Consider the following 19,863-nt stretch of genomic DNA (forward strand, 5'->3'; position numbering starts at 1 on the left):
TTCGATACTTTTTTATCCGCCGTTTTTTATTTTTTGAGGCTTGCCTCAATACATAATCTCGCGGTGATATGCTCCTTCGTAGAGGGCATCACTCCTTAAGGATTTTATTATGCCAATCATTACTTTACCAAATGGTGATCAGAAACAGTTTGATCATCCGATTTCTGTGATGGAACTTGCTCAGAGCATTGGTCCTGGTCTTGCAAAGAATACTGTTGCTGGCCGTATCAATGATCGCTTGGTGGATGCTTGTGATTTAATCACAGAAGATGCAACAGTTCAGATTATTACCCCTAAAGATGAAGAAGGTTTAGAAATCATTCGTCACTCATGTGCGCACTTGGTAGGACATGCGGTTAAGCAATTGTTCCCAGAAGCGAAAATGGTGATCGGTCCTGTGATCGAAGAAGGTTTCTACTACGACATCTGGATGCCACGTCCATTCACTTTGGATGATATGGCAGCGGTTGAAGAGCGCATGAAAAAGCTCATCGACCAAGACTATGACGTCATCAAAAAGATGACACCACGTGAAGATGTGATCGCTGAATTCACAGCACGCGGCGAAGAATACAAGTTACGCTTGATTGCAGACATGCCAAATGAAACTCAAATGGGCTTGTACTACCATCAAGACTATTTAGATATGTGCCGTGGTCCGCATGTACCTAATACTAAATTCTTAAAATCATTCAAACTCACTAAAATCTCTGGTGCTTACTGGCGTGGTGATGCGAAGAATGAACAGCTACAACGTATTTATGGTACTGCTTGGGCTGATAAAAAACAGTTAGCTGCTTATATCAAACGTATTGAAGAAGCTGAAAAGCGTGACCATCGTAAAATTGGTAAAGCATTAGACTTGTTCCATATGCAAGAAGAAGCACCGGGTATGGTGTTCTGGCATCCGAACGGTTGGACTATTTACCAAGTGCTTGAACAATATATGCGTAAAGTTCAGCAAGACAATGGTTACCAAGAAATCCGTACACCACAAATCGTTGATTTGGTGTTATGGGAGAAATCAGGGCATGCGGCTAACTATGCAGAGAATATGTTTACAACTCATTCAGAGAGTAGACATTATGCAGTAAAGCCAATGAATTGCCCATGTCACGTACAGGTCTTTAACCAAGGTTTGAAATCTTATCGTGAGCTGCCACTTCGCCTAGCAGAGTTTGGTTCTTGTCATCGTAATGAACCGTCGGGTTCTTTACATGGCATTATGCGTGTTCGTGGTTTTACTCAAGATGATGCGCATATCTTCTGTACCAAAGATCAAATTGCACAAGAAGTTTCTGATTTTATCAAGTTAACACTTGCTGTTTACAAAGATTTTGGTTTTGAAGAAATTCAAATGAAATTGTCTACTCGTCCTGAAAAGCGTGTAGGTAGTGAGGAAATGTGGGATACCGCTGAAAAAGCATTGGCAGATGCATTAGATGCTGCTGGTTTACCTTGGGAATTACAACCAGGTGAAGGCGCATTCTACGGTCCAAAAATTGAATTCTCATTGAAAGACTGCTTAGGCCGTGTATGGCAGTGCGGTACTATTCAGTGTGATCCAAATATGCCAGAGCGTTTGGATGCTACTTTTGTGACAGAAGACAATGATCGTGATCACCCAGTCATGTTGCATCGTGCAATTCTTGGCAGTTTCGAGCGTTTTATTGGTATACTAATTGAACACTATGCGGGTTTCATGCCACCTTGGCTTGCACCAATCCAAGCTTGTGTGATGAATATTACCGATTCACAAGCGGAAGCAAGTGAACAAGTGGTCGCAAAACTCAAAGAAAATGGTCTTCGTGCCATTTCTGACTTGAGAAATGAAAAGATCGGATTTAAGATTCGTGAGCGTACCCTAGAGCGTATTCCTTACCTTCTTGTTCTCGGTGATCGAGAAGTTGAAGAAGGTACAGTCAATGTGCGTACTCGCTCAGGAAAAAATTTAGGTACTATGTCAGTAGATGCATTTATTGACTTAGTGAAATCTGCCGTTGCCGAACGTGGCCGGTACATCGTGGAGTAATAAAGATTAAACAGCCTGACCGTAACCAACAACAAGGTGCTAAAAGTAACCGTCCTGCAATTAACGATGAGATCCGTGCGAAAGAAGTACGCCTCGTCGCTGCAGATGGAGAACAAAAAGGTGTTGTTTCATTAAATGAAGCATTGCGTGCTGCAGAAGAAGCTAATCTTGACCTTGTTGAGATTGTGGCGAATGCAGAACCACCTGTTTGTAAAATCATGGACTACAACAAGCACTTATTTGACTTAAAGCAAAAGCAAAAAGATGCGAAGAAAAAACAGCATCAAGTGCAAGTGAAAGAAATCAAATTACGTCCTGCAACGGATGTGGGTGATTACCAAATTAAATTGCGTGCAATTTTACGTTTCCTTGAAGAAGGAAATAAGGTAAAAATCACTTTGCGATTCCGTGGTCGTGAGATGGCACATCAACAGCTTGGTTTGGCTCAATTGCAAAAAATTGAAGCAGACGTTGCTGAATTTGGCGTGATTGAACAAGCGCCGAAGATGGAAGGTCGTCAAATGGGCATGTTAATTGGTCCGAAAAAGAAAAAGTAATTTTTCTTATAAAAAAGCACCGCTCTCAGCGGTGCTTTTTTATGCCTAAAAATTTATAACCTAATCTGGGATAAATCTGTTAAATAATTCTAAGCATCATTGGAACAGATAAAAACAAGCTATGATAGGGTGTGTTAATAATTACACTATTTAAAAATAGGAATAAGACATGTCTACAATTACTGGTACTCAACAACTCTCTGAAATTAATCAAAAAGTGGTACAAGAAGGCGAGGTTTTACCACAAGTCACATTGAAAGATGGCAGTCGAGTACAAACCGGTACCGTGGCGACCATGCTGCACAATATTAATTTATATAATGCAGGCGTTCGCGGTGCGGTCGAAGAGGAGTTGATCTTAGCGGTGCCCACCTTATTTAAAGTGGGAATGTTTGATTTGTTCTCTGTAGATGAGTGGATTAATGGCAATAATGCTGGCCGTAAATTTGTCGGAGAGAAAGCCCAAGAATTCTTGGATAATCAAGCTTAAATCTTTGCAACATTGTCTTTGAAAACACCGCTTTATTGTTTCTTTTCGTGCTTGTCTACTGATCAATAAGTAGGAAGTGTGCTATAACGCAACAACAGTCAAGATAACGATGAATAGGACAATATAAAATGATTGACTTATATTATTGGGGCACACCCAATGGCCATAAAATAACAATCGCCTTAGAAGAAATGGGACTTGAATATCAGATTTTCCCCATCAATATTTTGGAAAATGATCAGTTCCAGCCTGATTTTTTAAAAATCTCTCCCAATAATAAAATTCCAGCGATTGTTGATCAAAATGGTCCAAGAGGTGAACCGATTTCAGTATTTGAGTCGGGTGCGATCTTACAATATTTAGGTCGGAAAACAGGTTTGTTCTATCCCACCGATGAGCAAGAGCGAGTCGAGGTTGAACAATGGTTGATGTGGCAAATGGGTGGATTTGGTCCAATGCTTGGACAAAATCACCACTTCAATAAGTTTGCCTCTGAACGGATTCCTTATGCGATTGATCGTTATGTGAATGAAACCAAGCGTTTGTATAGTGTCTTAAACAAACAGTTGATTGGTCAAAAGTTTGTAGCAGGTGAATACTCGATTGCGGATATGGCGATCTTACCTTGGGCATTGCGTTACGAATGGCAGGGCATTCAACTTGAAGACTACCCATATGTGCAAGATTATATTGAACGCTTAACAGCTCGCCCTGCGATACAAAAAGCCTTGTCGATCAAAGTTGGATGAGTCTGAATCAAAAGGCTGGATGGCGTTGCTATTTCAAACATTGGGTGATTGCAATGGGATTACTCTTCATCACAGCAATTTCATGCAGCCTAATGCAGTATTTCCTTGGAATTGATATTTTCTGGTTTATTGTTTTCGCCTTTATTGGAAGTCTCAGTTTAATTTTTTCATCTTTATTTGCTTGGTTACAGCTTGAAACTGGAAACTCATATTTCAGTACAGGGGTGTTTGTTGGATTTTTAAGTGTATATCTATTGTTATACATTTATCTTGACCTTACTGTGTCTATTGACTGGGCAGCAGTCTCTGCGGGGGAAATGCAACTGACGTGGTATCAAGAAATGGTCAAGTCTGATCTTACATTTTGGATCGCATTTCTTTTTCCATTCATTTTTTCAGTCGCGCATTTTTCTGTCCGATCCAGAACAGCTAAACGCAAAAACTAATCCTTGGCAAAGTCATGCTTTCAATTGTGTAAGCTTGATTCTTTTATAATTGTGTAATTTTTCATCTGGTCTATGCATGTTCAAGCTACGATGATTTAAGTTCATTAAAGATCAAGCATCATGCAAGCAAAAATATCAGCCCTTTATTTAAAAAAGCTTGGTTTTGACGGCGAGTTTTTACCGACCTTGGATCATCTTAAGACCTTATTAAATCTCCATGTGCAAACGATTCCTTTCGGTAATTTTTCCTCTTTTCTTGGAGAGGGGGTCTCTTTAGAACCTAATCAACTTGCTCAGAAATTATTGCTTGATGGACGCGAAGGCTATTGCCTCGAGCAGAGTACCTTGACCAGAATCGTACTTACTGAATTGGGCTATGAAGCCTTTAATGTGCTAGGACGGGTCTATTATCAAAGCTCGCCTGTCAGTACGCCTGTGAGAACTCATTTGGTCACACTGGTACGTATTGATCAGCAATTGTTTTTGTATGATCCTGGATTTGGGGGAATGACCCCGACCACGGTTCTATCTCTTGATCAAATTGGTGAAACACAGCAGACACCACTCGAACCTTTCAGATTTGTTGAGCTTGCACAGAGTGGTCTGGATGCGACAGTGCTGACGGAAATGACATATATGCTGCAAGTCAGTATTCATAATCAATGGATCAATGTCTATGCGATTAACCCCCAACAGCAGATTGCAGACGCAGATGCCTTGATTGCGAATTGGTATATTTCCACCTCACCTGAATCCTTATTTACCCAGCATTTAATGTTATCTACTGCCAATGTCGAAATGCGAATTACCTTAAAAGATCGTGTTTTAAGAACACATGGCAAAGGAAACTCTGATAAGAAAGAGTTATCTACCTTTGATGAGTTTGAGGATGTGATTAAAACAGTCTTTCGGATTGATATTTCGCAGGAGATGCTTGAAGCGACTTGGGCAAAATTAACCTTGAATCCATAGTGTTCACGTTATATGGTCTGCTCTTGATGATATGTGGCTCCCAGTTTGAGAGAACCTTGTTTTGATGTCTTATTTGTTATTGTTTCTCTCAGCCTTCGGTGCTGCCACCTTATTACCGTTACAGTCTGAAGCTGTATTAATGACCCTGTTGATACAAGGGCTTTCCAATCCTTTTTATCTGATCATCGTTGCGACGGTAGGCAATGTATTGGGCTCCTGTGTGAATTGGTGGCTAGGACTAAAAATTGAACACTTTAAAGATAAAAAGTGGTTTCCTGTTTCAGAACAACGGTTGTTACAAGCACAGCAGATTTATCATAAATATGGCTTTTATTCTTTACTACTGAGTTGGACGCCTGTGATTGGTGATCCCATTACCTTGATTGCTGGACTGATGAAGGAAAACTTTTGGCGATTTTTATTGATTGTTACCATCGCCAAAGGTGGGCGTTATTTAACGTTATATGCTTTATATCTCGGGCTGTTTTAATGAGAAAGGGAAAGATGGGCTCTTTCCCTTTTATTTAGTGATCCGAACCTTTAGTAATATCGACTTTGAATAAGTCATTGGTTTTGAACCAGCAATAACTCACTACGACAAGTGTCATACAACCGCCAAGAATAGTTGCAGTGATTGTGCCGAGGTATTTGGCTGCAAGACCCGATTCAAAAGCACCGAGTTCATTACTCGACGAAACGAACATCCCATTCACTGCTGCAACGCGACCGCGCATATTTTCGGGCGGAAAAATTTGCAAGATGGTTTGACGAACCACGACAGAAACACTGTCACAAGCACCGGTCATGGCTAAGGCAAATAATGAGAGCCACATATGATTTGAGAAGGCGAACAGAATGGTAAAAATACCAAAACCTGCTACCGCTAATAACATATTTCGCCATGCATGTTGCATTGGCGGAAATTTGGTCAGTGCAATCATGGTGATCAGAGCGCCAATAGATGGTGCAGCACGTAAATAACCAAGACCTTCAGGGCCGACTTTTAATATTTCTTCGGCAAAAATTGGCAATAATGCAATTACACCACCAAATAACACCGATACTAGATCAAGTGAGATCGCCCATAAAACGATTTTAGTTTTCCAGATAAAGCGGAAACCATCAGTCAGGCTTTGTAGTACATTCTCCGTTTCCATTTTCGGGAAAGTACGTTTTTGCAAACGCGTAATTAAGATGAAGCAGGTGGCCAATAAAGCTGTAACAGCAAATAAGCTGGTTTCACGCCCCAGAAAAGCCAACATAAAACCACCGAGCATAGGACCGATGATCACACCACTTTGCCAGCCAATTGTGGTCCATGTTGCACCATTGGCATACAGTTCACGTGGAATCAGAAAAGGTTTGAGTGAGGTTGCTGATGGATTATAAAAACCTCGAATGGTTCCTAAGGCAAAAATGACAGCATAGATCCCCCAAGAAAGACTGCTGATTCCAATTTTTTCTAAACCATGTAAGTGGAACAGCGCCCAAAGCACTAAAGGTAAAGGAATCGAAAAGAATAAGCAGATTTTCATAATGGTCTGCTTATTCAATTTGTCGGCGAAATAGCCGCCCCATAAAGACAGCGTGATAAATGGAATCGCTTCTGCCAAACCAATGAAACCCAAGGTGAGTGGATCACGGGTGATTTGATAAAGTGAATAGGCGACGATAATTTCCTGAATCAAAATTGCCAGTGTTAAGCAGAATTGATTAACGGTCACGATAGAGAAATCTCGGTACCGCAATGCAGCGAAAGCATCATGTTGTATAGTCATATTCTTTTGAATTTAAGAGCTTGTATTTATTATAGGTGTTAATTTTATGGATGTTTCTCGTAATTTGAGAATTGGTTATAGAAAATAACGTTTATAGAAAAGAGACGATTTGCTATCAAAAAATGAGCATTTTACTTTTGTTTTAGCTTACTATGCTTTAGAATACTGGCTCCCTTACCTGCAGGTCGTTTTTGCAATGGTGCAAACGTTCCGAACAGGTGTTCAAAAGAGGTTGTTATGCCTAAGATGAAAACTCGCCGTGGTGCAGCTAAACGCTTCAAAGCGACTGCAAACGGCTTTAAGCGTAAACAAGCGTTCAAACGCCACATTTTGACCAAAAAATCTGCTAAGCGTATCCGTCAATTGCGCGGCTGTGTAATGGTTCACGTAAGTGATGTTGCATCAGTTCGTCGTATGTGCCCATACATCTAAGGAGATTATAAATGGCTCGTGTAAAACGTGGTGTAGTGGCTCATCGTCGTCACAAAAAAATTCTTGCTCGCGCTAAAGGTTACTATGGTGCTCGTTCACGCGTTTATCGCGTAGCGTTCCAAGCGGTAATCAAAGCTGGTCAATACGCTTACCGTGACCGCCGTCAAAAGAAACGTCAATTCCGTGCTTTATGGATTGCGCGTATCAATGCTGGTGCTCGTCTTAACGGTTTGTCATACAGCCGTATGATCGATGGCTTGAAAAAAGCTCAAGTGATCATCGACCGTCGCGTATTAGCTGACATCGCTATGCATGATGCAGTTGCATTTGCTGCTTTAGCTGAAAAAGCTAAAGGCGCATTAGCTGCATAAGCTTAGAGATTCAAAGAAGGCCGCTTTTTAGCGGTCTTTTTTATTTTTAGTGAATTGGATTTTCAATAATAGATAATAATCAGAGATAGATGATGCAAGATGAACAATTTTTAAATGATTTAATTCAACAAGTCCAACAAGGTCGTCCATTTAAATATTTATATTTCTGGGGGCATACCCCAAAGCAAACCAATCATGTCGACAAAAGCTGTTTTAGCCAGTGGTTTCCATCACCATTCAAACAGGAGGGTGTTGAATATCTCACGGCGGAACATTATATGATGGCGCAGAAAGCAAAACTCTTTAACGATGAAGATGTTTTTGCACAAATCTTAAAAGTTGAGCATCCCAATGATGCAAAGCAGTTAGGACGCAAAGTGCACAACTATGATGAGCAGATTTGGCAAGAAAAACGTTTTGATATTGTGGTACAGGCAAACTTTGCCAAATTTTCACAGCATCCTGAATTAAGAGATTTCTTGATTGCCACGCATGATCGTATTTTGGTTGAAGCATCGCCTGTCGATAAGATTTGGGGGATTGGGTTGGCACAAGATTATGAGCATATCCAAGACCCGAGCCAATGGCAGGGATTAAACTTACTTGGTTTTGCACTCATGCAGGTACGCGCCCAGTTGCGATAAGCCCAACATGAAAAAGACCGCTTTTAAGTGGTCTTTTTTGTCTTATTTTCTGGACCAAATCATCAGAAAAATAATCACGCCAAGCGTTATTACCATAAATTTGGCGAATTCATAATGGTTAACCAACCAGAACACCCCGTAGAGTAGCCCAATGACAATTGCTAGAAAGAAGATCAGATAAAGCGTCGAGGCCGTAACAGATGTTGGCTTTTCTTCTGTCGTTCGATCATTGTTGAGCTCATTATTTGCTTCAATATTGATCTCGGGTTTATGTTGATGTGATTGTGGTGGAATATAGGAAAAATCTTCGTTCACGTATGCTTTCTCATAGCTATTTGCACTATGTGAAACTAAGTTGATTAGTGCATTGTTTAAATCTGCTTGGAAAAGATCTATTTCTGTATAATTTTGATCAATAATATCAGCATAAAATGATCTTGAAGCTAGTGCCATCGCCACTTCAGTTTTGATTTGCGCTTGTAAATCACAGAGTTTATTTATCCAAGAGAATGCCAGATTGAATTCAGGACTAGGCTCATCAAGAAAAGGATATTCGGCTATTTCATTTTTTAAAAATAAGTTATTGGTTAAGACAAGGCTTTTATCTTTCCTGAAATTAAATGAACTATCTAAAAATGTGCTTTGAAAATACTCATGTAAGTTTTTCCAATTTAGATTTTTCTTAAACTCATCAACAATTTGTAGTTGTTTTTGATCTAATTTAATTAGAGTAAACAATAGATATTTATGATAGTTCTGGGAGGATGCAAAACCACTAAATTCACGGGGATCCGTAGACATCGAAAATTTCTTTACTTTTTCTGCATGTACTTTAACTAAAGCAAAGTTTTGGTCTGTTCCCAGGAAGATGGCGACAGGATAATTGCTTATATCAAAAATGAACTGTTTAAAATGCTGGGTAAACTCAGGAAAGAGTAGATCAAAAGGAATAAGTTGGCAGCGCTGAATCTGTTGATCTCTGAGATCGGCAACTAAATGAGAAATTGAATCGTAACGTAATTCATTGGTTTCTAAATCACGTAGCATAAAAAGGTCATGAGTTATATCACACCAGTCATGTTCGATCTTATATTCAGCAATTTTATGATCAAAATAGCGTTGGGCATTATGTTGTAAGCCTAAGATAAAGGTCCAGTAATTATCGGTCATTGTTTTATGTATGCTGTTATTGGTGAGAAGCTAAGCTTATGATCATATCTGAAATTAATGATGGATTAAAACGTGCGCAGACAATATCACTTTAGACAAGTTGGAGCGGATACTTATATTTGGGATGTTCATCATTTGCTTGAGCTAAGCAAAAACTTGATGCCTAAGAAGGTTTTACTGGCTGATATTCAAGAGTTAAACGAAGCCTATTGGTTTCCAGATCAATATCCAACAACACAACAAATCATTGAGCACTTTCAACTGATTCAAGATGCTGATCTGAGCTATCCGATTATCTTATGTGCACAAGGGCGTGTGATGGATGGGATGCATCGTGTCGCTAAAGCCAGTTTACTTCAACACACAGAGATTTTCGCCGTGCAATTTGAACAAATCCCTGAACCTGATTTCCTCAATATGGATGAAGATGATTTAGATTATGATGAGTAAGACAATCTCTTGATTTATCTAATGATTACATAACCCAAACATGTTCGATTAGACTTTTAGGCTGAAATCTTTTTACAGTAAAGAAAACAGCATCAGGATAAAAATATGTTAGTGAGCGTAGAAGGGTTACAGCAAGGCGCATTTGAAACAGAACTGAGTATTGTGCCTAGAAAGGGTGAAACCATCCGAATTTTTTATGGGCCAGATGCTGAAGTTGAAGGTGAAATTGAAAATGTGCATCACATTATTAATCAGCATGATGGCGGGCATAAAGTGATTATCAGAATTCGACCGACCTTCTAAAACGATAAAATAAAAACCTAGATGGCGTGATCTAGGTTTTTTTTCATACATGGTGTTGCTACAGACCAAAATAATAAGCAAGCAGACAGATAATTACCGTTAGGATAATCAGTTTAATTACACCTGATGTACCAACTTTATGATGTTGGGTTTTATCTAGTTGATGCGGGATTTCCATGGTCCGGTCAATGATTTCAGGTTCTTCTGCTGTAAGTTGGGCGGTTTGGTAATGATTTGCTGTTTTCACAATTAATTTTGCAAATAAATCATCGGTCTTCTGGGCGAAATTACGCAAATTGATTTGTTCTTCAGGACTGATCAATTCACCTGTCGCATGATAAGGATTTTGTCTTTGTTGTTCCAAATAATCAGCCAAAGCTTGAGTACGGTGTAACAGGCAATGTGCACAATCTGCGGGATAATCGGTTGGAATCAATGCAAGTTGCTGGTTTGATGTACTGATCGAATCAAATTCATAGCCATAGAAAGGAAGGTCCTGTTGTTCTGGCTCAGAAAAATGTTCTGCATATTTACTATCGAACAGTTCTTTCTCCAAGAAAATGACAACCTGATTCCAATTCACCTTCTGTAAGTCAGCATCAATTTTTTTCGCGTATTTATCATTCAACTCATAACGCCAAAACACTTCTTGGCGGAGTGTTGTTTGTTGCGATGTAGGTACATCAAAGGCTTGATCATTGTTATCCCATTCAGCCAGTTCATGTCCACAAATCCATGCGGTTTTTTTATTGCCTTGGTGGCTCACGATAAAATGTGCAAAGGGAAGCAGCTCCACATTGGCATTGGGATTCTGCTCATCATTGAGTACGCTGGATAAATGTAGGCTGAGTTTTTTAACCCCTTGCTTTTTTAAGCCTTCAAGCCAAATCTGGAAATGTTGTGCCAACAGGTGTTGGGAGAGTAAATCCCTAAAGATCAGTCGATTTTGATTGAAAATCGGATGTTCAATCCAACGACTAAAATTGAGTTCACCTGCAAGAAACTCGTTGCCATAAGTCACAAGTGTAAGCTGTTGTTTCCAGATTTGATCAAGCGCCATCGTTATTCTTTCTCATTGACGATATCGATATCTTATACATTTTATTCAATTATTGATTAATTTTTACGAAAATTTAAGTCATCTGCTTCATATTCTTGTTGTTTTATCTTTAAATTAAAACTGAAAAAGTACTCTATTTAAACAGTCGTTTATCTTCATTAAATAGGTAAAAAGCTGATAAACTATAGCGTTTTATTATATTTCTATATTTTGTTGCTTTGAGAGTTACTATGTCACTGGAAGCCCTGACCACTGAAGCGCTTGCTGCCATTGCAGCGGCTCAAGACCTTGCTGCACTCGATCAAGTCCGTGTGCAATTTACAGGGAAGAAAAGCCAGCTTGCAGAGCAGTCGAAAGCACTTGGAAAAATGGATCCTGAAGAACGCAAAGTACAAGGTGCTGCGATTCATGCTGTTCGTGAAGCAATCAATACAGCTTTGACTGAGCGTCTACAAACATTACAACAAGCTGAACTTGCAAAAAAATTAGCAAGTGAAACCATTGATGTTACTTTACCAGGTCGCGGTCAGCGTATGGGAAGTATTCATCCTGTTACTCAGGTGCAAGAGCGTATCTGCCAGTTCTTTACCAAAGCTGGTTTCCAAATTGCGTATGGTCCTGAAGTTGAAGATGATTATCATAATTTTGAAGCCTTAAACATTCCGGGTCATCATCCAGCTCGTGCTATGCATGATACCTTCTATTTTGATGCAACGCATTTGCTTCGTACCCATACCTCGGGTGTACAAATTCGTACAATGGAAACTAGTCAGCCGCCAATTCGTATCGTGTGTCCAGGTCGTGTATATCGTTGTGACTCGGATCAAACGCATTCGCCTATGTTCCATCAGATCGAAGGCTTATACGTTGCAGAAAACACCAGTTTTGCCGAGTTAAAAGGTTTATTGATTAACCTGTTAAATGAATTCTTTGAAAAAGATTTGAAAGTACGCTTCCGTCCTTCTTATTTCCCATTTACTGAGCCAAGCGCTGAAGTAGATATTATGGATGAGCGTGGTCGTTGGTTAGAAGTTTTAGGTTGTGGCATGGTACATCCAAATGTACTGCGTGCTGCAGGGATTGATCCTGATAAATACAAAGGCTTTGCTTTTGGTTTAGGGGTAGAGCGTTTTGCAATGTTGCGTTATGGCATCAACGATTTGCGTATGTTCTACCAAAATGATGTGCGTTTTTTACGCCAGTTTGCCTAAACATTTTTTCAGGATTAAATAAGGTTTATACAAATGAAAATTAGTGAAAATTGGTTACGCACGTGGGTGAACCCTGCAATTGATAGCGAAGCACTTTCTGATCAATTGACCATGTTGGGCTTGGAAGTTGATGAGTTAGCGCCTGTAGCAAAACCATTTACTGGCGTAGTAGTCGGGGAGGTTCTAACCGTTGAACAACATCCAGATGCAGATCGTTTACGTGTAACGACAATTAATATTGGTTCTGGTGAACCATTACAAATTGTATGCGGCGCGCCAAATGTTCGCGTGGGTATGAAAGCCCCTGTTGCAACCATTGGTGCGATATTGCCAGGCGATTTCAAAATTAAAAAAGGCAAGCTACGTGGTGTCGAGTCACAAGGCATGCTCTGTGGTGCTTCTGAAATTGATTTAGAAGACAAAATTGATGGTTTGTTGGAATTACCTGCTGATGCACCAGTGGGTATGAATATTCGTGAGTATTTAAAGCTCGATGACAATGTCATTGACATTAGCATCACCCCAAACCGTGGTGACTGCTTTAGCATTCGTGGGATTGCCCGTGAAATCGCGGTCATTAATCAACTTGCGTTGAATGAACCGAAGATTCAGGCTATTGCAGCAAGTATTGCCGATGAGAAAGCGGTCAATATCAGCACAGCGGGTACGCCTCGTTATTTAGGTCGTATTATCAAAAATGTGAATGTCAAAGCGGCAACCCCTGAGTGGATGGCGCAAGCTCTTGCACGTTCAGGTATTCGTACCCATAGCATTTTGGTGGATATTACTAACTATGTGTTGCTTGAATTGGGTCAACCCATGCATGCATTTGACTTGGCAAAAATTGAAGGTTCGATTCAAGTCCGCCAAGCACAGCCACAAGAAAAATTGACCTTGCTCAATGATCAAGACGTTGAATTGCAAGATGACATGATGGTGATTGCGGATGATCAGAAAGTTCTGGCTATTGCAGGGATCATGGGTGGTTTGGACTCATCGGTTACTGATGATACTCAAGACATCTTCCTTGAAAGTGCATTCTTTGCACCTTTAGCGATTGCAGGTCGTGCGCGTCGTTTTGGTTTGCATACCGATTCATCACAACGTTATGAACGTGGTGTGGACTTTGAATTACCAATGATTGCTATGCATCGTGCTTCTGAGCTGATTCAAGCCTTTGCTGGTGGTGAGTTTGGTCCAGTAACTGTTGCTGAACAGATAGAATTGCTTCCAAAGCGCGAAGCAATTGTATTGAAGCAAGCACAAGTTGATCAATTGCTAGGTTATGTTGTAGCGAGTGAATTTATTGCGGATGCATTAACGCGTCTTGGCTGTGTGGTTGAAAGCAAAGCTGAAGGTGAGTGGAGTGTTGTTCCACCATCGCATCGTTATGACATGGCAATCTATCAAGATTTAATTGAAGAAGTTGCCCGTATTCACGGTTATGACAACATTCAAATCAGTTTGCCAAAAATTGATGTAAAACTGCAAACATACCAAGACCGTTTTGAAATTGCACAATTACGTCAAACTGTGGTGACACTAGGCTATCAAGAAGCAATTAGCTTTAGCTTTGCCGATGCAAAACTTGAAAAGCAATTAAATCCAAATGTACAGCCATTGATGCTTGCCAATCCTATTTCAAGTGATTTGGCTGCAATGCGTAGTACTTTGTTGTCTAGCTTAATTCCGTGTGTACAGTACAACTTAAACCGTCAACAGCAGCGTGTACGTTTCTTTGAGTTGGGGCTACGTTTTGATTATCAGGGTGCGCAAAACATTCATGATCTAAAACAGATCCCAACTTTAGCATTGATTGCTGTTGGTGCTCGTGTAGCAGAATCATGGCATGCAAAACCTCAATCAATGGATTTCTTTGATTTCAAAGGTGAGATTGAAGAGATTTTAGCTGCTGGTCGTATTAATGCTGACTTTGTTCGTACAGAGCGTGCATGGTTGCATCCTGGTCAATCGGCAGAAATTTTGGTGGATGGACAATCGATTGGTTATTTAGGTCGTCTGCATCCATCATTGGAAAATGAACTTGATTTGGGTGTAACTTGGGTCGCAGAGCTGGATCAACAGGCAGTTTTGCAATCTTATGTATCTAATTTTACAGAATTATCACGTTTTCCATCGGTTAGACGTGATATTGCGCTTTTAATCTCTGATAATATTGAGGTAAGAGATATTCAGCGGTTAATTGAGCAGACTGGTGGTGAGTTACTCGACTCAGCATGGTTGTTCGATGTGTATACGGGCCAAGGGGTTGAACAAGGCAAGCGTTCTTTAGCTTTTGCAGTGTTATGGCAACATCCAACTCGTACGCTTGAAGATGCTGAAATTAAATCTGGTATGGATAACATTATTCAAGTGTTGGAAGACACTTACCAAGCGACATTGAGGGCCTCATGACAGCATTAACAAAAGCAGATATGGCGGACCATTTAAGTGAGCTTACTAGCTTAAATCGCCGCGAAGCAAAACAAATGGTCGAGTTATTTTTTGACGAAATTAGCCAAGCATTAATTGCGGGTGAACAAGTCAAACTTTCTGGCTTCGGTAATTTCGAGTTACGTGATAAGCGTGAACGTCCAGGACGTAATCCAAAGACAGGTGAGGAAATTCCAATTTCTGCACGTCGAGTGGTCACGTTCAGAGCGGGTCAGAAATTTAGACAGCGCGTTGGGAATGAGCAGATCGATTGATCTGCTTTTTTTATGCCAATCTTTTATTTATAGAAATGTTAGGCATAAAAAAAGAGAACCGAAAGGTTCTCTTTTTTCGATAATCTAAAACTAGATTATTGAGCAGCAGAAGCTTCAACAGGAGCAGCTTCAGTAGCAGCAACGTCAGAAGCAGCAGCAGCAACGTCAGAAGCAGCAGCTTCAGTAGTAGCAACAGCTTCAGAAGCAGCAGCATCAACAGCTTCTACAGCTTCAGAAGCAGCTTCTACAGCTTCAGATGCAGCAGCAGTAGCGTCAGTAGCTGGCGCTTCTTCTTTCTTAGAGCAACCAACGAAAGCTAAAGTAGTAGCAATAGCAGCAACAACAGCGAATTTTTTGAATAACATGGCATCACTCTCATAAAATTGTGAGATTAAAAAAAACCTTAAGTTAGTCTGTTTGTGCTTTTATTATTCCTAAACGCTTTAGGTAACAACGCAGGGAGCAGCCTAACTGGTCTGATGCTATCCTATCAAAGCAATTCATGAATTACTACTGTTCTGTCCAACAAAACGACAAAAATGGGCAGAATTTGGCTGTTTTTTGATAGAAAATAACTATGGAGAATAAATTTTAAATCGGTAAGTTGTGGAAATAAAATGACTTATTTTTTAAATATTCAAATAAATCAACATAATAGTGTTTTTGATAACTTTTTTAAAAAAATGTAAATATTGTGTAATCAAGTCAACCAAATAAAAAAAGCTACCATTAAGGTAGCTTTTTCTTTGGACTTTAGGTCGATGCCTTTCGTTTCATTTGATCGAAGAAGTCATCATTGGTTTTGGTTTCTTTCATGCGATCTAATAAGAATTCCATCGCTGCAAGCTCATCCATCGGATGTAATAACTTGCGTAGAATCCAAACTTTACGAAGATTCTCTTCGCTCATGAGGCGTTCTTCACGACGAGTACCTGATTTCTTGATATTCATTGCAGGGAATACACGTTTCTCTGCAATACGACGATCAAGGGTAATCTCTTGGTTACCTGTACCTTTAAACTCTTCATAAATCACATCATCCATTTTACTGCCAGTTTCAATCAAAGCAGTAGAAATAATGGTGAGTGAACCACCTTCTTCAATATTACGTGCAGCACCGAAGAAACGTTTTGGACGCTCTAACGCATGTGCGTCTACACCACCAGTTAATACCTTGCCTGATGAAGGCACTACAGTGTTGTAGGCACGAGCAAGACGGGTAATCGAGTCAAGCAGAATCACAACATCTTTTTTGTGTTCAACCAGACGTTTCGCTTTTTCAATTACCATTTCAGCAACTTGAACGTGACGGGCTGGTGCTTCATCAAATGTAGATGCAATCACTTCACCACGAACAGTACGCTCCATTTCGGTAACTTCTTCAGGACGTTCGTCAATTAAAAGCACAATTAAGAATACTTCAGGGTTATTACGGACAATCGATTGCGCAATGGTTTGTAATAACATTGTTTTACCCGCTTTTGGCGGTGCAACAATAATAGAACGTTGACCTTTACCAATTGGCGCGACTAGATCGACAACACGAGAGGTTAAGTCTTCTGTTGTACCGTTACCCAATTCCATTACTAACTGCTCAGTTGGGAATAATGGAGTAAGGTTTTCAAATAGAATTTTATTACGTGAGTTTTCAGGCGTATCGTAGTTAATTTGGTTTACTTTTAATAAAGCAAAATAACGTTCACCTTCTTTCGGTGGACGAATTGTGCCAGTAATCGTATCACCGGTACGTAAATTAAAGCGGCGAATTTGTGATGGGCTGACATAGATGTCATCTGGTCCTGCTAGATATGAGCCAGCAGCAGAGCGTAAGAAGCCAAAACCATCAGAAAGAATTTCGAGAACACCATCACCAAAGATTTCTTCGCCGTTCATGGCGTGGCGTTTTAAGATGGCAAAAATAATATCTTGTTTACGGTTACGTGCCATGCCTTCAAGGCCCATAAACTCCGCAATTTTAATGAGTTCGCCAATGGGTTTTTTCTTGAGTTCAGTTAAGTTCATAAGTGGTCAGACAGAATGGAATAAGTGGAGGACTACGTTAGGGAAAGAATAAAAAATCGACCGCATACATACATGCTGAGGTAATTGTATTTACACAACCACGATTCAGTAGTCTGGTTCATTGTTTCAGAGAGAAATGTGAAAACAATTGTTATTGCCGAGCGGCGATCTTATGTTTTGTCTTGTAAGAAGCGCAATGAAGTAGATTCCATTCAAAGCTTCTTGATCCAGAAATATAGAGGAAATCAAGTAAATTGTCAATTTTTACGGAGAAATACGCGATTCAATGAGTCGCGTATTTCTTGTATTGACCGTGTGACAATCGAATTAGATGTTTTGGTCAATGAATGCTGCAAGTTTTGAACGCGGTGCTGCGCCAACTTGTTGAGCAACAACTTCGCCATTTTTAAACATCAATAATGCTGGGATATTACGAATGTTATATTTTACAGCAGTATCTTCACATGCAGTCACGTCAACTTTAACGATTTTTACTTTTCCTGCATATTCAGTTGATAGATCTTCAAGAACAGGTGCAATTGCTTTACATGGTGCACACCAGCCAGCCCAGAAATCAACAAGTACAGGGGTTTCAGCATCTAAAACATCTGCTTGGAAGTTAGCATCAGTTGTATTAACAATAGTCGCAGACATAAGGTTGCTCCAAATTTAAGAAATAAAGTGCGAATTTAATCATCATCACGATGAATATTACATTGCCGCTTTATTCAATGTAAGGGTTTGTTCTGATTATTCAAGTTTGAAAATGAAAAGTCTAATGGATGCTCACGATGTTGATCATCGACTTCTACAATCATTTATGCACGAAAAGCGAAAATACGCGACTTTTATTGCTTAAAATGACTTTAAAATTGTAAGCATGTGAATTACTCTAATGCGTGAATTGAGCATGGGTTTATATGAATAATGTCTGATTTTCTGATTGATGAAGAATTACTTGCTGCGATTGATATGGGATCGAATAGTTTCCATCTGGCAATCGCTCGTGTTGATCACGGTGAAGTTAAGAAAGTTGCTTCAATGTCAGAAAAAGTACAGTTAGCAGCTGGGCTTGATGAAAATAAAAATTTAACTGAAGCCGCGCAACAGCGTGGACTGGCATGTTTAGCCCGTTTTGTTGGGCGTTTGAGCTCAGTACAACCGAATCGTTTACGTATCGTGGCAACCAATGCCTTAAGACAAGCAAAAAATGGTCACGAATTTATCCAAAAAGCAGCCGAAATTTTACCGAAACCGATTGAAATTATTGCGGGTCGTGAAGAAGCACGTCTGATTTATTTGGGTGTTTCACATACCATGGCCAATGGTGGTCGACGTTTAGTCGTGGATATTGGTGGCGGTTCAACCGAGTTTATCATCGGTGAGGAGTTTGAGCCGCTGCATACCGAATCCTTACAAATGGGCTGTGTGGCCTATAGTAAAACCTATTTCCCTGATGGTGAAATTACCAGCAAAGCATTTGATAAAGCTGTGGTTGCTGCACGCAAAGAAATGTCCGCGATTGCCAATACTTATAAATCTGTGGGTTGGGATACCGTCGTCGGATCAAGCGGAACCATTAAAGCCTGTCGTCAGATTGCGGTTAATCTCGGTTTAAGTGATGAGCAAGAAAACCTGACCCGTGATGGTTTATATAAATTAAAAGACCGTTTGCTTAAATTTAAACATATTTCTGAAATTGATTTTGAAGGTCTACGTGAAGACCGTCGAGCAGTTTTGCCAGCCGGCCTTGCGATTTTGTATGCCATTTTTGAAGTCTTAGATATCGACAAATTGGCATATTCTGACGGTGCATTACGTGAAGGTGTGATGTACGACCTGCTCGGTCGTTTCAAGCATGAAGATATTCGTGACCGTAGTGTACAGGCGTTAATGGGGCGTTATAACGCAGACCCAAAACAAGCAGAACGGGTGGTCAATACGGCACAAGAGTTATTCGACGGTGTTGCTGCTGCGTTAAATTTAACGACTGAAGACAGTGACTTACTGCGTCGTGCAGCTTATCTGCATGAAATCGGTTTAGCGATTAGCCATGGTGGTTATCACCGTCATGGAGCATATTTATTGCAACATTCGGATATTCCGGGTTTCTCACAAATTGATCAAAATCATCTCTCGCATTTGGTTTCACATCATCGTCGTAAGTTACGTGCAGATGCAAAAAATGACGTTTTAAAGGTTGGTGGTAGTCATTTAATCTACCTTTGCTTATTACTGCGTCTTGCAGTTTTGCTGAACCATAGTCGTAGTGATCAGATGCTTCCTGCCATTGAACTGAGTGTTGTAAATGATCAACAATGGCAACTCAGCGTTTCTGGCGATGCTAAACAATGGCCTTTATTGGTTGCTGACCTGCATGATGAGCAGGTGCAATTTAAGCATTGGGACATTGAGTTAAATATTCAGTCAGACAAATTTGTTGATTAACCATATTATTATGGACCATT

Annotated in this window: 22 protein-coding genes; 16 read left to right on the forward strand and 6 right to left on the reverse strand. The window is 40.0% G+C overall.

What is annotated here, in order from left to right:
* Positions 1-109 precede the first annotated feature (109 nt).
* The 7 genes from thrS (at position 110) to MN869_RS15845 (ending at position 5,736) form a co-directional block, all read left to right on the forward strand.
* Positions 110-2,032 carry a threonine--tRNA ligase gene (gene thrS, locus MN869_RS15815; protein ID WP_243308629.1) on the forward strand — a complete coding sequence of 641 codons (1,923 nt, stop codon included), beginning with the start codon at positions 110-112 and terminating at the stop codon, positions 2,030-2,032.
* A 5-nt stretch (positions 2,033-2,037) separates the two neighbouring features.
* Positions 2,038-2,589, forward strand: a complete 552-nt coding sequence (gene infC / locus MN869_RS15820; RefSeq protein ID WP_081400781.1) for a translation initiation factor IF-3 — start codon at positions 2,038-2,040, stop codon at positions 2,587-2,589.
* Between the two features lie 169 nt (positions 2,590-2,758).
* Positions 2,759-3,079 carry a hypothetical protein gene (locus MN869_RS15825; RefSeq protein ID WP_243308632.1) on the forward strand — a complete coding sequence of 107 codons (321 nt, stop codon included), beginning with the start codon at positions 2,759-2,761 and terminating at the stop codon, positions 3,077-3,079.
* Positions 3,080-3,207: 128 nt separating this feature from the next.
* Complete coding sequence (locus MN869_RS15830; protein WP_004804476.1) at positions 3,208-3,828, forward strand: glutathione S-transferase N-terminal domain-containing protein; 621 nt, start codon at positions 3,208-3,210, stop codon at positions 3,826-3,828.
* Positions 3,825-4,274 carry a hypothetical protein gene (locus MN869_RS15835; protein ID WP_171553396.1) on the forward strand — a complete coding sequence of 150 codons (450 nt, stop codon included), beginning with the start codon at positions 3,825-3,827 and terminating at the stop codon, positions 4,272-4,274. The genes MN869_RS15830 and MN869_RS15835 overlap by 4 nt, the downstream gene beginning before the upstream one ends.
* A 120-nt stretch (positions 4,275-4,394) precedes the next feature.
* Complete coding sequence (locus MN869_RS15840) at positions 4,395-5,246, forward strand: arylamine N-acetyltransferase (RefSeq protein WP_243308634.1); 852 nt, start codon at positions 4,395-4,397, stop codon at positions 5,244-5,246.
* A gap of 64 nt (positions 5,247-5,310) precedes the next feature.
* A complete protein-coding gene (locus MN869_RS15845) occupies positions 5,311-5,736 on the forward strand; it encodes a YqaA family protein (RefSeq protein WP_243308637.1) in 426 nt (141 codons plus the stop codon).
* A gap of 34 nt (positions 5,737-5,770) precedes the next feature.
* Here MN869_RS15845 and MN869_RS15850 read toward each other — a convergent pair whose 3' ends face one another.
* Positions 5,771-7,024, reverse strand: coding sequence for an MFS transporter (locus MN869_RS15850; protein WP_243308638.1), 1,254 nt, complete (start codon positions 7,022-7,024; stop codon positions 5,771-5,773).
* A gap of 237 nt (positions 7,025-7,261) precedes the next feature.
* Here MN869_RS15850 and rpmI point away from each other — a divergent pair, with 237 nt between their 5' ends.
* The 3 genes from rpmI to MN869_RS15865 all read left to right on the forward strand — a co-directional run bounded on the left by rpmI (position 7,262) and on the right by MN869_RS15865 (position 8,471).
* Entirely contained in the window at positions 7,262-7,456 is a 195-nt protein-coding gene (rpmI, locus tag MN869_RS15855; protein ID WP_004278281.1) for a 50S ribosomal protein L35, read from the forward strand.
* An 11-nt stretch (positions 7,457-7,467) separates the two neighbouring features.
* A complete protein-coding gene (rplT, locus tag MN869_RS15860; RefSeq protein ID WP_004664213.1) occupies positions 7,468-7,827 on the forward strand; it encodes a 50S ribosomal protein L20 in 360 nt (119 codons plus the stop codon).
* Positions 7,828-7,919: 92 nt separating this feature from the next.
* Complete coding sequence (locus MN869_RS15865; RefSeq protein ID WP_243308671.1) at positions 7,920-8,471, forward strand: NADAR family protein; 552 nt, start codon at positions 7,920-7,922, stop codon at positions 8,469-8,471.
* Between the two features lie 42 nt (positions 8,472-8,513).
* On the opposite strand, the gene MN869_RS15870 is transcribed toward MN869_RS15865, so the two are convergent.
* Positions 8,514-9,641: a hypothetical protein gene (locus MN869_RS15870; RefSeq protein ID WP_243308645.1), complete on the reverse strand. Its 1,128-nt coding sequence runs from the start codon at positions 9,639-9,641 to the stop codon at positions 8,514-8,516.
* Positions 9,642-9,713: 72 nt separating this feature from the next.
* On the opposite strand from MN869_RS15870, the gene MN869_RS15875 reads away from it, so the two are divergent.
* Both MN869_RS15875 and MN869_RS15880 read left to right on the forward strand, forming a co-directional pair.
* The gene (locus MN869_RS15875) at positions 9,714-10,091 is read left to right on the forward strand and encodes a hypothetical protein (protein WP_243308648.1); all 378 of its coding nucleotides are present in this window, start codon (positions 9,714-9,716) and stop codon (positions 10,089-10,091) included.
* A 105-nt stretch (positions 10,092-10,196) separates the two neighbouring features.
* Positions 10,197-10,394 (forward strand): hypothetical protein, encoded by a 198-nt coding sequence (locus tag MN869_RS15880; protein WP_243308650.1) that lies wholly within the window; start codon positions 10,197-10,199, stop codon positions 10,392-10,394.
* A 58-nt stretch (positions 10,395-10,452) separates the two neighbouring features.
* On the opposite strand, the gene MN869_RS15885 is transcribed toward MN869_RS15880, so the two are convergent.
* A complete protein-coding gene (locus MN869_RS15885; protein WP_243308651.1) occupies positions 10,453-11,454 on the reverse strand; it encodes a hypothetical protein in 1,002 nt (333 codons plus the stop codon).
* Positions 11,455-11,684: 230 nt separating this feature from the next.
* Here MN869_RS15885 and pheS point away from each other — a divergent pair, with 230 nt between their 5' ends.
* The 3 genes from pheS to MN869_RS15900 are packed head-to-tail and all read left to right on the forward strand — an operon-like array spanning position 11,685 to position 15,373.
* Positions 11,685-12,665 carry a phenylalanine--tRNA ligase subunit alpha gene (gene pheS / locus MN869_RS15890; RefSeq protein ID WP_171553387.1) on the forward strand — a complete coding sequence of 327 codons (981 nt, stop codon included), beginning with the start codon at positions 11,685-11,687 and terminating at the stop codon, positions 12,663-12,665.
* Between the two features lie 33 nt (positions 12,666-12,698).
* Positions 12,699-15,080 carry a phenylalanine--tRNA ligase subunit beta gene (gene pheT, locus MN869_RS15895; protein ID WP_243308653.1) on the forward strand — a complete coding sequence of 794 codons (2,382 nt, stop codon included), beginning with the start codon at positions 12,699-12,701 and terminating at the stop codon, positions 15,078-15,080.
* Positions 15,077-15,373, forward strand: a complete 297-nt coding sequence (locus MN869_RS15900; RefSeq protein WP_000126166.1) for an integration host factor subunit alpha — start codon at positions 15,077-15,079, stop codon at positions 15,371-15,373. The genes pheT and MN869_RS15900 overlap by 4 nt, the downstream gene beginning before the upstream one ends.
* Before the next feature lie 95 nt (positions 15,374-15,468).
* Here the strand turns inward: MN869_RS15900 and MN869_RS15905 are convergent, their stop codons facing one another.
* From MN869_RS15905 to trxA, 3 genes are all read right to left on the reverse strand, one after another.
* Positions 15,469-15,738, reverse strand: a complete 270-nt coding sequence (locus MN869_RS15905; RefSeq protein ID WP_171553385.1) for a hypothetical protein — start codon at positions 15,736-15,738, stop codon at positions 15,469-15,471.
* Positions 15,739-16,126: 388 nt separating this feature from the next.
* Positions 16,127-17,395 carry a transcription termination factor Rho gene (rho, locus tag MN869_RS15910; protein WP_004804496.1) on the reverse strand — a complete coding sequence of 423 codons (1,269 nt, stop codon included), beginning with the start codon at positions 17,393-17,395 and terminating at the stop codon, positions 16,127-16,129.
* A 327-nt stretch (positions 17,396-17,722) separates the two neighbouring features.
* Positions 17,723-18,049 (reverse strand): thioredoxin, encoded by a 327-nt coding sequence (gene trxA / locus MN869_RS15915; protein WP_004804498.1) that lies wholly within the window; start codon positions 18,047-18,049, stop codon positions 17,723-17,725.
* Between the two features lie 273 nt (positions 18,050-18,322).
* Between trxA and ppx the strand changes: the two genes are divergently transcribed.
* The gene (ppx, locus tag MN869_RS15920) at positions 18,323-19,843 is read left to right on the forward strand and encodes an exopolyphosphatase (protein WP_243308655.1); all 1,521 of its coding nucleotides are present in this window, start codon (positions 18,323-18,325) and stop codon (positions 19,841-19,843) included.
* The last annotated feature ends 20 nt before the right edge of the window (positions 19,844-19,863 follow it).

The organism is Acinetobacter sp. NIPH1876 (assembly GCF_022808535.1).
Classification (GTDB): Bacteria; Pseudomonadota; Gammaproteobacteria; order Pseudomonadales; family Moraxellaceae; genus Acinetobacter; species Acinetobacter higginsii.